This is a genomic window from Shewanella sp. YLB-07, from assembly GCF_009377275.1.
The window spans coordinates 47288-60838 of record NZ_VOQB01000013.1 but is presented as its reverse complement, the minus strand read 5'-3'; the positions used below and the strand labels follow the sequence as shown (position 1 = coordinate 60838).

At 45.3% G+C, this 13551-nt stretch carries 11 protein-coding genes and 1 pseudogene; 8 read left to right on the top strand and 4 right to left on the bottom strand.

Translation table 11 applies throughout. The features are described from left to right. Nucleotides 1-16: 16 nt before the first annotated feature. A pseudogene (locus FS373_RS32245) lies at nucleotides 17-154 on the top strand (rhombotarget lipoprotein); the annotation flags it as partial. 43 nt (nucleotides 155-197) lie between these two features. Here FS373_RS32245 and FS373_RS23670 read toward each other — a convergent pair. Next, nucleotides 198-2624, bottom strand: a complete 2427-nt coding sequence (locus tag FS373_RS23670; RefSeq protein WP_144048290.1) for an EAL domain-containing protein — start codon at nucleotides 2622-2624, stop codon at nucleotides 198-200. 83 nt (nucleotides 2625-2707) lie between these two features. After that, nucleotides 2708-3739, bottom strand: coding sequence for an ABC transporter substrate-binding protein (locus tag FS373_RS23665; protein WP_185976909.1), 1032 nt, complete (start codon nucleotides 3737-3739; stop codon nucleotides 2708-2710). A 365-nt stretch (nucleotides 3740-4104) separates the two neighbouring features. On the opposite strand from FS373_RS23665, the gene FS373_RS23660 reads away from it, so the two are divergent. From FS373_RS23660 to cysE, 7 genes are all read left to right on the top strand, one after another. Then, a complete protein-coding gene (locus FS373_RS23660; protein WP_144048288.1) occupies nucleotides 4105-4458 on the top strand; it encodes a RidA family protein in 354 nt (117 codons plus the stop codon). A gap of 101 nt (nucleotides 4459-4559) precedes the next feature. Next, complete coding sequence (gene uvrD, locus FS373_RS23655; protein WP_152830758.1) at nucleotides 4560-6725, top strand: DNA helicase II; 2166 nt, start codon at nucleotides 4560-4562, stop codon at nucleotides 6723-6725. Between the two features lie 123 nt (nucleotides 6726-6848). Continuing rightward, nucleotides 6849-7712 carry a 4-hydroxybenzoate octaprenyltransferase gene (gene ubiA / locus FS373_RS23650; RefSeq protein ID WP_144049137.1) on the top strand — a complete coding sequence of 288 codons (864 nt, stop codon included), beginning with the start codon at nucleotides 6849-6851 and terminating at the stop codon, nucleotides 7710-7712. A 332-nt stretch (nucleotides 7713-8044) separates the two neighbouring features. Continuing rightward, complete coding sequence (locus tag FS373_RS23645; protein WP_227993200.1) at nucleotides 8045-8632, top strand: hypothetical protein; 588 nt, start codon at nucleotides 8045-8047, stop codon at nucleotides 8630-8632. A gap of 168 nt (nucleotides 8633-8800) precedes the next feature. Next, on the top strand, nucleotides 8801-9907 hold the full coding sequence (locus FS373_RS23640; RefSeq protein ID WP_144048286.1) for a hypothetical protein: 1107 nt from the start codon (nucleotides 8801-8803) through the stop codon (nucleotides 9905-9907). A 105-nt stretch (nucleotides 9908-10012) separates the two neighbouring features. After that, nucleotides 10013-10717 (top strand): DUF4336 domain-containing protein, encoded by a 705-nt coding sequence (locus FS373_RS23635; protein WP_144048285.1) that lies wholly within the window; start codon nucleotides 10013-10015, stop codon nucleotides 10715-10717. Between the two features lie 206 nt (nucleotides 10718-10923). Further along, nucleotides 10924-11709: a serine O-acetyltransferase gene (gene cysE, locus FS373_RS23630; RefSeq protein WP_144048284.1), complete on the top strand. Its 786-nt coding sequence runs from the start codon at nucleotides 10924-10926 to the stop codon at nucleotides 11707-11709. An 8-nt stretch (nucleotides 11710-11717) separates the two neighbouring features. Here the strand turns inward: cysE and FS373_RS23625 are convergent, their stop codons facing one another. Continuing rightward, on the bottom strand, nucleotides 11718-12521 hold the full coding sequence (locus FS373_RS23625) for a GGDEF domain-containing protein (protein WP_152830757.1): 804 nt from the start codon (nucleotides 12519-12521) through the stop codon (nucleotides 11718-11720). A 149-nt stretch (nucleotides 12522-12670) separates the two neighbouring features. After that, nucleotides 12671-13501 carry a substrate-binding periplasmic protein gene (locus FS373_RS23620; protein ID WP_144048282.1) on the bottom strand — a complete coding sequence of 277 codons (831 nt, stop codon included), beginning with the start codon at nucleotides 13499-13501 and terminating at the stop codon, nucleotides 12671-12673. Nucleotides 13502-13551 lie beyond the last annotated feature (50 nt).

Genomic DNA, 13551 nt, shown 5'->3' with positions numbered 1-13551 from the left:
CATTGTTCCGTCCGGAATTAGTGACATGGTCGTTAATCTCGATGATGAATTAGCTCGATTTAAGGTTAGACTGAAAGAAGAGAAGCTTGCTAAAGTCGAGCATAAGCAAGGGTATAGTGGCGGCGGACTTGGAGGTCTAATGCTAGTTTTCTAAGTTTAACTGTCTTTTTCAGGCGGTCTCACTACCGGACTTAAGGCTAAGGTGAATTTATTGTCTTTATATCACATTGAGGCTCAGGGTTAGACATGAGCAACTTGACGACTGGACTTGGCTTGCTGAAGAAATAACCCTGAGCATAATCACAATTGATGCTCTTAAGGTAATTGAGTTGGGCTTCTGTCTCGACTCCTTCTGCAACCACTCCTATTCCCAGGGCATGAGCCATGGCCACCATGGCCAATACTAACTCCTTGTTCGCTGTGCCAGTCTCTATATCGTGGATAAAACTTCTATCTATTTTAAGTACGTTAAAAGGGTAGGTTCTCAGATAGTTAAGTGAGGAGTAGCCTGTGCCGAAGTCATCCATGGCAATTGAAAATCCCGCCTTACTCAGGGCTTCTAGCGCCACGGTAATATAGTCATGACCACTGAGTAAGACCCCTTCGGTGATCTCCAACTCTATGTCTTTAGGCGACATCTTGGATTGATTAACGTTATCTATGATAAACGACACTAGATCTGGGTCTCTAAATTGGCAGGGAGACAGGTTGATGGCAATTCGAAATGGACTCTGATGTTTCTTCTTCCACAATGTAGTAGCGACTATGGCCTGTAGGAAAACAAACTTTCCCAGTGGAATGATCGCACCTGTTTGCTCGGCAATGGGGATAAATTCTTCCGGTGATATGCTGCCTAATGCCGGATTGCTCCACCTCAGTAGAGCCTCGGCTCCCATGATGATGTTGTTGGTAATATCTACTTGGGTCTGATAGTAAACCTCGAACTCCCCGCGCTCCAAAGCACCATGTATCTGCTCCTCAATGGCGAGTCTTCTGGACACTTCCTTGTTCATTTTATCAGTGAAATAGGAATAGGTATTTCTGCCTTTTTCTTTGGCATGATACATGGCCGAGTCCGCATTTCTTAGCAACTCCGAGGCGTTTTCTCCATCGTCTGGGTAGATTGATATGCCGATACTGGCCGTTAAGATAAGCTCGCGTTCTCCCACCAAAAAAGGCTTCCTAAAGCTATCGATTAGGTGCTCGGCTACGGGCCTAGCATCCGCAGCTTGTTTGAGTCCATGCAGTAATATGATGAATTCATCACCGCCTAAACGGCCAACGGTATCTCCGTTTCGAATGGAGCTAAGTAGCCTCTTGGCCGACTCGATGAGCAACCTGTCTCCGGTCTCATGACCCAGTGAGTCATTGATCTTCTTGAAATCATCGAGATCGAGAAATAAGACCGCAATATTCTCTTGGGAGCGTTCGCTCTCCTCCAGCATTTGAGATAAGCGTTCCAAGGCGAGAAAACGGTTGGGGAGATCGGTCAATGTGTCATAGTGGGCTTGATGTCGAATCACCTCCGCCGCTTTTTCTCTGTCAGTGGTATCCAGAAAAGTCACGACGGCACCTATTATCTTATCTTCACGCTCTATGGGGTAGGACCAATATTCGGAGGTGAAACCACTGCCGTCGGCTCGCCATAGTTTTTCTGAGTTGATATGCACGCCTTGTCCTGAGCGTAATACATTAAGAATGGGACAATCTTCGACATGATAAGGAGTCAGATCTGCATGTTTATAGTGTATGAGTTCATGCATATTCTTGCCTAATAGCTCATTAATATCCCTATAGCCTAGCATCTTGATGCAGGTGGGATTGGCGAAGATACACTCTCCTTTGAGATCGATACCGTAGATGGCCTCGGCAGTAGAGTTCAAAATATCTGTGACTAAGAGTTTCTGCTCCAGAGTGGCTATTTCGGCTTGCCTACTCAGCTCGAATCTTTCTTCTAGCTGGGTGGCCATATCGTTGAAGGACTGGCCCAGCAGCGCGATCTCTCCCTGACCCTTGATCTGGCAGCGAACACCTAGCAGCCCATCCGCCAGACTCTTTGAACCTGTGACCAAGTGTCGGATCGGTCGGGTAACGAACAGGTCGAGAAACAGGCTTATTGTCAGCATTGCGAGCAGTAAAAATAGACCTATAGGAATGCTAAACAGGCTGACTTTCGACCAGATCTGTGCTTGTTCGGAGCTAAGGTCGTAGGCGACGAAAATAGCTCCGGTACGGGTGGGGCGGATCTCATTGGCTGCACGAGCGAGAATCAGTGGATAGTAAGCAAAGATTTGATGACCATTCTCCGAAAGCCGAATATCCATCTGTTTATTTTTCTGTACTTGGATAAAACGTTTCATCTCAAAAAATGGCAGAACTGTGTTGGCCATCAGTCCTTTAATGGCGAATCGAGTCGAGTGTAATATTTTGCCATTCTCATCGAGAGATAACAGGGTCTTATAGCGAGTATTTACGCCTCTGGCCGACAATGATTGTTCGGCTTCCTGTGGGCGATTGCTGCTGAGTTGTTTTTCCATCTGCCTTTGCAGGGCTGAAATATCTTTACGGATAAAGTTCAGACTCGAATTTACCAGCTCAGCCTCGAGAGCTTTGTAGGATTGCAATACAACAAATCCCCCTAAGGCACTAAATGTGAATAATATAAGCCCGGGTAACCAGAGCCTTAGAGAGAGGGTTCTTATTCCCTTCATGGGTTTACTTCTAAGGTGAAGCGATCACTTGCCAGCGCCTTAACGGACACTTTACGGCTCAGCAGTCGCCGTTCATGCATGAAGATGGACAATTCGCTGGCAATCTCCTCTAGTTTCGATGTCTCTCCCCTGAGAAGATCTAGGTTCTCGGCTAAGCTGGGCAAGTGCAGACCTTGGTAGCTATGAAGGATTTCTCTGGGAGTCAGCTGTAATCTGGCCTTCATTAATTCAGCTGCAGCTTGAGGTTTTTGCTTGAAGTAATCTATCGCCTGGAAATAACCTTTAATTAGCTGCTCTAGTGCTTTGGGGTGAGAGTCGAGAGCATCAGAATGTACTGCGAGCACATCGATGATCCTCCCCGGGATTTGGCTACTATCGAACAGTTGATTGGCTCCCAGAGCGAGAATGTTGGTTCTATTGGGCTCGAAGGTGACCACGGCATCGGCCTGAGTGTAGCAAGCTTGGTGTTCATCGAAAGAGCAGGCGATGATGTTGACATCTCGGGCACTAAGCTCTGCCGCATCCAGTGCACCGTTAAGTAGAATCGCGCCAACAGCTGTGTATTCCACGGCGATATTTTTTCCCTTAAGTTGTGTCAGGGAGCTGATTTCTGGCTTGCTGAGTAGAACATCACCGCCATTGGAAAAATCCATCACTAAGATGACTTTCAACTGGTAACCATCTTCCATCACAGTCAATACTTCATCCAGAGTTAGCGCAGCTCCTTCTATGGTGTGATTACGTAATGCATGAATGACCTCGGATGCAGATGTCATCTCAACTAAGTTCACTTGAGAGTTTTGATAGTAGCCCAAGGTACGAGCAAGATAGAGAGGTTCATATCCGGGCCAGGTATTGCTGGCAATACGCAGTGGCGCTTCCGGTATTGGCTTACAAGAAGATAGAGGAAGTATTAACACTAGCGCTAAGAAGATGAATTTCAGGCAGTGAAATAGGGACTCGCTAAAACGAGGTTGTATCCTGTGAGAGTGTGGGGAGAGGTTCAAGTGTGAAAGAGAATAAGTCACTAAACGCACCATCCTTTAGTCCATTAATTGATCAAGTTCATCTCTGCATCTGAACTGAGCGGATATATATAGGTCGATAAGAGTTCAGTTATTAGCTTGCTTATAATCTTAATGAGTATAGTTGAAAAATTGAGCGGGCTAGTATTGACGAATGTAATTTTTTCAGATTATTCAAACTCATCCATGAGCCAGAGTAGCCAAGGTGTAGTCTTTTATAGTTGATGCTACTGCGTTCCCAAGATGTTGGGTTTATGACTGATGCACCTCTTCGATTTTCAGTCATCATTTTCATCTATCAATGGTCGATAATTGAGGCTCTTATCGGTAAGATAGCCCTCTTTTAAACTCTCCTTACAAGGCTTCCAATGACAATCGAACGTTTAGAAACGGGTACCCGCATGAGTCGTATCGTTAAGCATAATGGCACTGTTTATTTATGTGGTCAGGTATGCAAAGACGCCAACGAAGGGATCACTGAGCAGACATCCAGCATGCTCGAAAAGGTTGACGCTCTTCTTGAGCAGGCGGGAAGTGATAGGAAACATATACTTTCTGCGACAATTTATATCAAGGATATGCAATACTTCGCCGAGATGAATGCGGTATGGGATGCTTGGGTTGCCGAGGGGCATGCCCCCGCTCGTGCTTGTGTCGAGGCTAAGATGGCCCGCGATGTTTTATTAGTCGAGATATCAGTAGTGGCGGCCGAAAAGGTCTAAAACAAGGTTTTAGAACCTAGAACCAAGATCCTAGGGCCTCGTTCCTAGGATCTCATCACCCGCTCCTGTTATACTGCTTCTTCGATTTTTTGGAGGCAAGAATGGACGTATCTTCTTTACTAGACGGCCTGAATGATGAACAGCGCGCAGCCGTAGGGGCACCTCAATCCAGCATGTTGGTATTGGCGGGGGCAGGCAGTGGCAAGACTCGGGTGTTGACCCATAGAATTGCCTGGTTGATGCAGGTCGAACAGCAGAGTCCATATTCAATTTTAGCGGTAACCTTCACCAATAAAGCGGCGGCAGAGATGCGCGAGCGAGTGGAGAAGGTCAGTGGCAGCAATATGGGCCGCATGTGGATAGGGACCTTCCACGGTTTAGCTCATCGTCTGCTAAGAACCCATTATCAAGACGCTAACTTGCCCCAGACGTTTCAGATCATCGACTCTGATGATCAGTTACGTCTAATCAAACGTATTCTTAAGAGCCTTAACTTAGACGAGAAGCAATATCCGCCTCGCCAAGCTCAGGGCTACATCAACGGCAAGAAAGATCAGGGATTAAGGCCAAAGCATATCGATGCGGGTGGTTTCCCGATAGAGCAGAATCTTTTACAGATCTATCAAGTTTATCAAGAGTCCTGCGATAGAGCCGGTCTGGTCGACTTTGCCGAAATTTTACTGCGTGCCCACGAGTTATGGCTCAACAAGCCCCACGTTCTTAAACATTACCAAGACAGGTTTAAGAACATTCTGGTAGACGAGTTTCAGGATACCAACGCGATTCAGTATGCTTGGATCCGTGTGCTGGCGAGCGAAGGGGCCAATGTGATGATCGTCGGTGATGACGATCAGTCTATCTATGGTTGGCGCGGTGCTCAAGTCGAGAATTTACACAAGTTCCTCGAGGACTTCCCCAAGGCTGGCACTATACGTCTGGAGCAAAATTACCGCTCCACCGGCCATATTCTCAAAGCCTCCAATGCATTGATTGCCAATAACCCAGATCGCTTGGGCAAGAAATTGTGGACCCAAGATAAAGACGGTGAACCCATCTCAATATACTGTGCATTCAATGAGATGGATGAGGCTCGATTTATTGTGGGACGCATAAGTGATTGGCACGATATGGGCGGAGATCTAAGTGGTTGCGCCATTCTGTATCGTTCTAACGCTCAGTCTCGAGTATTAGAAGAAGCCTTGCTCCACAAGGGCTTAGCCTATCGTATCTATGGTGGACTGAGATTCTTCGAGCGCCAAGAGATTAAAGATGCCATGAGTTATCTGCGTCTCATCAACAATAAAGATGATGATGCGGCCTTCGAGCGAGTGGTCAATACCCCAGCTCGTGGGATTGGCGGACGTACACTAGATATCTTACGTTCTACCGCAAGGCAGCAGCAGTTAACTCTGTGGCAAACTTGCTTACGTGCCCTCGAAGAGAAGCTGCTCAGTGGTCGTGCGGCTAATGCTGTACGCGGCTTCATGGATCTTATCGTAGAGATGCAGCAAGATACCCAAGAGATGACACTGCATCGTACAACCGACCATATCATTGCCAAGTCAGGGCTCAAGGCTATGTATGAGGCTGAGAAAGGCGAAAAGGCGCGTTCTAGAGTGGAAAACCTCGATGAACTCGTGACCGCTGCACGTACCTTTATTATGCCCGAAGAGATAGAAGATATGGGTGAGCTTAATGCTTTCCTATCTCATGCGGCGCTAGAGGCCGGAGAGGGTCAGGCTGATGCATTTACCGATGCGGTGCAGCTGATGACATTGCATTCGGCTAAAGGCCTGGAGTTTCCAGTGGTATTTATGTCGGGTGTCGAAGAAGGAATATTCCCCAGCCAGATGGCTATGGATGAGGGGGATAGACTCGATGAAGAGCGTCGTCTCTGTTATGTCGGCATGACTCGAGCTATGGAGAAGCTGTACATCACCTATGCCGAGACGCGTCGAATCTATGGCAGGGAAAATTTCGCCAGACCATCACGCTTCATCAAAGAAATCCCAGCTGAGCATGTGGAGGAGATCCGCCTTAAGACTCAGGTGAGCGTCCCTCGGAAAACCAGTAGCTCCCGTACTCGTAGCATAGTGGTAAATGATTCGGGCTTTAAGGTTGGCCAAGGGGTGATGCACCATAAGTTCGGTGAAGGTAAGGTGACCAATACCGAGGGCAGTGGTTCCCAAGCCAGAGTACAAGTCAATTTCTATGATGTCGGCAGTAAGTGGTTGGTTGTTGCCTATGCTCGACTAGAGACTTGCTAATAACCTACTAGAAAGCGGTTGAGTTCTTGAATGTGTCGGTCATGATGCCATTTATGATGATTCACAAGGTTAGGTTTAGATCGTTAAATTGAGCGTTTGAGCAGTATTTGGAGAGCCTGAATGATGAGTTTTTTAAAGGGAAAGTTAGACGTTTATATGCGTCTCGCTCGCATGGATCGCCCAATAGGGACTTTATTGCTGTTGTGGCCTTGTTTGATGGCGTTGATATTAGCCGCAGATGGTATGCCCGATCTCAAGGTGCTGGCGATCTTTATTTTAGGTGTGGTGGTGATGCGGGCCTGTGGTTGTATCATTAACGATTACGCCGATAGGGAGCTCGACTCTCACGTAGACAGGACTAAGTCCCGGCCCCTAGCCAGTGGCGAGATCTCCAGTAAAGAGGCGCTGCTACTATTTGCGGTAATGGGGCTATTCGCTTTCGGTTTAGTCTTGATGCTCAATCCTCTGGTCGTCCAGTTATCTGTCGTTGGCATCATATTGACTGTTATCTACCCTTTTACTAAGCGCTTTACCAACATGCCGCAGATGTTTCTCGGTGTGGTGTGGAGTTGGTCAATTCCTATGGCCTACGCGGCGCAGACTGGCAGTGTTCCTGCCGAGGCCTGGTGGTTATTCTTCGCCAACTGGTGCTGGACCGTAGCCTACGACACCATGTATGCCATGGTGGATCGAGAAGATGATTTGAAAGTTGGTATCAAGTCCACGGCTATCCTGTTTGGTCAATATGATAGGCAGATCATTGGCTTGTTTCAGCTAGCCGCGTTAGCCTGTTTTATTACGGCGGGTTGGGCGGCAGACCGTGGCCTGGTATATGCTTTAGGTGTGATTACTTTTGTTGGCTTTAGCCTTTATCAACAGAAGCTGATTTACGCTAGGGAACGTGCCCCTTGCTTCAAGGCGTTTCTCAATAATAACTGGGCAGGCCTAGCCCTGTTTGTTGCCTTAGGTGTCGATTACCTTATTTAAACTTTTCGAGACATTGAGCCTGGTGGTTCAATGTCTTTTCCTCTTCACTTTCTCCTGCTTTTTTTGCTCCATTCTCTATACTTCATCTAGTATTAGTTAGTGCTTCATTACGTCTATAGCTTCATCTCTAAATGGAATGTTTCTTGTGCCAAGACTTATGAATAGTGAGGCGTATCCCTATGTGTAATTTTATTAGATGCTCTAACGCTACTTTACCGTTGAAATTAGACGCGTATCGCGTTTGCAGAAATTCGTTTGGTATTTTACTACAATGTTAGGTTATTATTTGTTCACTTTCTCATGGTTAGAGTGAGTTTTACTGCAAAGAGTAAATGGATTTAGTTATTTATATGGAGGGATTCATGGCCTATTCAGGTACGGCTTTCGAAGCGGGAGAGTGGCAACTCTTCGAGCTTATTTTGGCTGCCAGTGTCGCAGCACTTATCATTTTTTGGTTGATTTTGACTCATTTCAAGCGCCAGGGATTTTTGTCCTGGGGCTTGGTGATTCTGGCGAGCGTTGGAATGGGGAGTCTATGTGTACATAGTCGGTTGAATGCCTTGCAGCTAGATAGCTTGCTGTCTCAAGGGAAGGGCATAGAGATTATCGATGGTGAGTTTCGTTATGGAGAGTATCATTTTCCCTATATGGCAGAGCATGGCATAGATTATCGTGAGATCAGTCTGGATGACAGAGTCATAAAGCTCTATCACTCAGGTTATCTGCCAAATTCTCGCTGTTATCGTGATTTTTATAGTGACAACCACTTCAATGATGATGTGAATCTGCGTCTCTATATTCATTGGTTCGAGAGTGATTATGAGTTCCAGCAAAAGACTTATAAACTCAAGGCACCCTGCATTATTAAAATTGAGCGGCTTAAAGCCACAGGTAATATGTCAGTGGCTACCACTATCTAATTCTGGCAGCTCAAACCTAATTTTATGTATCTCAGCCTAACTCCACGCTGTGTTGTAAGTCTAGGCTGAGTGAAAGTGTCATTGAAGTATTTTTTCTTATTAATGCCTTCCTAGTAAATAGATATCATGTAACATGATGACAACATCTGTTCGCTGGGGAGGGGGGCTATGAGGCGTAGTATAAAGTTCAGGCTGATTTTTCTTGTCAGTGCAATCATCAGTTATACATTGGGTTTTCAGCTGCTTCCTGAAAACCTAGATGGGACTAATAGCCATCTCTATGTATTAGTCTTCTCAATTCTCTACTTCTTGGTACTGCCGATTACCTATTGGTATTGCATCATCAAGATGGGTGAGCAGAAGCTGTGGAAGATGCTGCTCATATTTAGCATGAGTAGCTTGATGACCAGACTTAGCTTTCCGGCCGAAATCGCCAGTTATTTCGAGTTTATCGCCTGGCTACGTTACCCGATAATTGCCATATTGCTGGCTATCGAGTTATATCTGATGGTGAGTATCATCAAGGCGTTGTGGCTGGCGCGTAACTTATCCGGTGACCCCAGAGTACACATCTTGGATTCTTTCCAAGAGGAAGACGATAAGAAGCGCTCTTTGGCATTAGTCTTAGCGTCGGAGCCTGCGAGCTGGTACTACGCTATTCCTCGTTTATCACGTAATCATGTCGACGCCATTACCAAGCTAAAATTACGCTCGGCTGCTAGATGGCATTGGTTGGTTATGACTCTGGGAGCCCTTGTCATGGCCGCCTTAGCTTATGTGATCATCTCTCCCTGGAGTGAGTTGCTGGCCATTATTGTGTCGAGCATTACTGGTTATGGTGTGATCATGCTTGCTGCTAACTACAGGATCTCCCGCTATTTCTCTATCTATGGGCATCAAGATAAGCTGGTTATCAACAATAGTGTTTGGGGCTTTATATCGATAAAACTTGAGGATATAGAAAGTGTGGAAGTGGGCCGCTATCCAAGAAAAAATGACAAGGAAGGCCTGCATTTCGGCTACGGTGACAGCAGCAATATCAAGTTGAGATTTAGTAAGCCTCAGACCTATTTTGGCGGCCTAGGCCAGCTCACCGAGCGAGTCGATATTATCGATATGCATGTATCAGAGCCTCAGGTATTAGCCGACTATATCCAAGAATACTCTGAAAATATTTTTGTTAAAGATGCGCTGGTGAGTCAGAACCAAGATCGTGAACCAGCTAGTGATAACTGTGATTTCCCAGTTCAGGCTAACTCGGGTATGAATCAATGAAGAAGGCATAAATTTTTACGATTTACTCCTGTCCTTTAAAGGCTAGTCTAGGTAGGTTAGCTATTACGCCACATTAATTTACGCCAAGACTAAACAGGGATAGGTATGACGTTAGCAATAGAGCAGCTAGGTGAAGATATTTGGGCCCACGAAGATACTATGCCGTTAGGAGGGACTCAGTTAAGGCTACGAATGACTGTGGTTAAATTAGCCTGTGGTGGATTATGGCTACATACGCCCACTAAACTCAGTCCTGAATTGCAGGTGGCCATGGATAAACTCGGTCAAGTCCGCTATCTGGTTGGGCCGAGCAATGGCCATAATATTTGGTTAAATGACTGGCAAAGCGCTTATCCTGAGGCAAAAATGTATGTGAGTGGTGGCATACCGAAAAAAATCTCAATTGAAAATTATCAGGTGCTCGATGAACATTTCGACAATATCTGGAGTGATGATTTTGAAAGGCTATATATGCCTGGCGTTAGTTTTTTCAATGAATCAGTGTTTTTTCACAAGAAGTCAAAGTCGCTGTTGGTGACAGACCTTATTCAAAATCATAGTGATGCTTGTCCATCTGGTTTTGCAGGCTTGATGACTAAGTGTGTATTTAGACCTCTTGGTTTCAAGGACCAATGTGTTGCCCCTCCTTTGAAAATGGGCTTTACCATTAAGGACAAGCCAGCATTTTCCCTATTTATTACTAAGATCAAGGCTTGGGATTTCGATAAGATAGTCGTCACTCACGGCGATGTTATCACGCAAGATGCTAAAGCCGTGTTTGCTGGTTTAGTACAGAGGTTTATCGACTGATTCATCAGATAATTCATCGGTTAATGCTTACTTCCCAAAAGTCGCATGTCTTAATCAGCTGGCTTTATTTTGTTATGCCATATAGCTATTTACTCTTATAGCTTGATGTATTCTTCACAGATTAGGTTAGACTTTACACTTCTGCATTTTTTACAGATATTTCATTTTTACATCTTCTTCGTTCATTATTTAAGAGTTTACGTCATATGCGTTATGAAGTTTGGGAACAGCTTAGGGTAGAAGCCGAAGCCTTGGTTCGTAAGGAACCTTTACTTGCCAGTCATGTTTATTCATCGATACTCAATCATGAGTGTCTGGGATCGGCGCTCAGCTTCATCGTGGCTAATAAACTCTCAGATGGGGTAGTTTCTCCCTTTACCTTTCGTGAGCTATTCGATAAAGCCTTCATTCATTGCGATCAGATGCTGACCAATGTGGCTACCGATATCAAGGCGGTGAAAGAGCGAGATCCTGCTATCGTGAGCTACCTAACAGTTATATTGAATCTCAAGGGGTTTCAGGCGATTCAGGTGCATCGGTTAGCCAATTGTCTCTGGAATCAAGGGCGCACTGAGTTAGCGCAATTTATTCAGAGCCGTAACTCGGAAGTATTCGGTGTCGATATTCATCCGGCCTGTAAGATGGGCACTGGCATCATGTTTGACCATGCTACGGGGATTGTCATAGGTGAGACTGCGGTTATTGAAAATAATGTGTCTCTGCTCCAAGGGGTGACTCTTGGTGGTACGGGTAATCAGCAGGGAGACCGTCATCCAAAAATCCGTGCCGGTGTTATGATTGGCGCTGGAGCTAAAGTATTGGGTAATCTCGAAGTCGGTGAAGGTGCCAAGATAGGCGCGGGCTCAGTGGTGTTGTTCGATGTTGCTCCCCATACTACGGTTGTAGGTGTGCCAGCGAAAGTCGTTGGTAAGCCCGAGTCCATGTGCCCGGCGGAAACCATGGAACAAACTATATTCGGGTCTGACTGCTAACTCTTAATTTAAGTAAGATGAGCTTGGTATATTTGGTAATGCTCATCGTTCTTCTTAGCATGATACATGGCTATATCCGCACTCTTCATTATACTTTTTCTGCTACCGCCGTCTTTTGGGTATTGAGCTATTCCGATGCTGACGCCTATGATGAGGGAATGGCTCTCACAGCTAATCTCTTTTAGTAACTCGTTTTGGATAGCTTGAGCTATGGTGACGGCATCCTCGGCCAAGATGCATGGAAGCACTACGGCAAGCTCATCGCCACCCAATCTCGCTGCAATGGCATCTTGTGGAATAACCTTCATTATCCTCTCTGCAACGACCTGCAGTACATGATCGCCTTCAGCATGACCGAAGGTATCGTTAATCATTTTAAAATCATCGAGATCCATCATAAGGCAGCTAAATATCAGGCCTTCTGTGGCGATCAGCTTGTCGATATCTTCATAGAATTGATTGCGATTGGGCAGGCCGGTTAATTGATCATGGTGAGCTTGGTAGTGCTTCTCTCTAATGGTTATTTTTAACTTAAAGATGGTCTCCCGACTCATCTTAGTCACTAGCCAGACAAAGCCACCTCCACCACAGAAGATGATAGCTATGATTAAATCTAAGGTATCGGTTTCATGAGTAAACAGGCTCCATAGAAACCCCAGATAGCCGAAAATAAACATAAAGATCATGCTGAGCAAAACTAGCCAGCCATTATGTTGATGATCGGGAATATTGCAGACCTGGTGAGTGGGAACCAGAGAGGCAATGAGCCCTAATAATCCAATAATTACCAAGACAATCGCAAGGATATCCATAATTTTTTGTTGATAGTTCCAATAAGTTATACCAATAGGTATTAAGCAGGCTTGTTGTGGACTTTTTTTATCTGGATTAAGTATAGATGAACTTATTCTGGGTGAGAGATGTGTGAATTAGGCTCTATTATAGGGGGATAATATAGGCGTTAGTCGTTTGCTTCTTTGGCTCCTTTTCTAAGCTCATTAAGGTGATACTCTAATAGGCGATCAAGCTCACCACTCTTTCTTAATTCAAGCACTTTCTTATTGAATAGTTGGTTAATTAAATTGCCATAAGCCGACTTCTTCGACACTAGCATATGAAATGGTTCAGGTTGTGAGTTGGGAACTACTTTCCCGGTAAGGAGTTCGCCTAGGTAGTACATATTATTGATGGCTAAGGTGCCTGCGAATGTCTCTTTTCGTGCTAAGAAAAAACGACAGCGACTCTTCTGCAGCATGGTAGGCAGTTGGGATATGTCATTTATCTCATAGAGCTTATCTAAGCTGTCCCAACCAAAATTGAGGTAGTTGAAGCCTACTATTCCGCAGACTTTTCCCAGCTTGTCTAGTTCACTCAGATTCGATATATCTAAACCATCGGGGTAATTAAACTCGAGGTAGAAGTAGCTTGGAGTTATATGATAGTAGGGAGCGGAGGGAATGTAGTCGCGTATTCGTTGTGGGTTCAATGAGGCACTCATTGCGGCGTCGACTATTCCTTCATAGACCTCTTTCAGGCATCTGCGCCATGGAAGAACTATCACTTGGTATTCTATGCCTGCTGGTTCGAAAACCTGTTTTAGCAGGTCAACATCATAACCACTGGATTCTGTCTTCTTCCCTTTGACGCGTTTGAAGTAGTTAAAGGGGGGAAATTCAGTCGACTCTACACAAAATTTGAGTTTTGGTTGTAAATAGTCTTGTTCGGCCAGAGGAGCAGAGATAACAAATCCAAATAGCAGAGCCGAGATGATCCAGCTAAAACGAATTATCATAAAGCTTCTTTAGATGGTCAAGAATAAACCAAGTATAGCCTCTGTGTTCG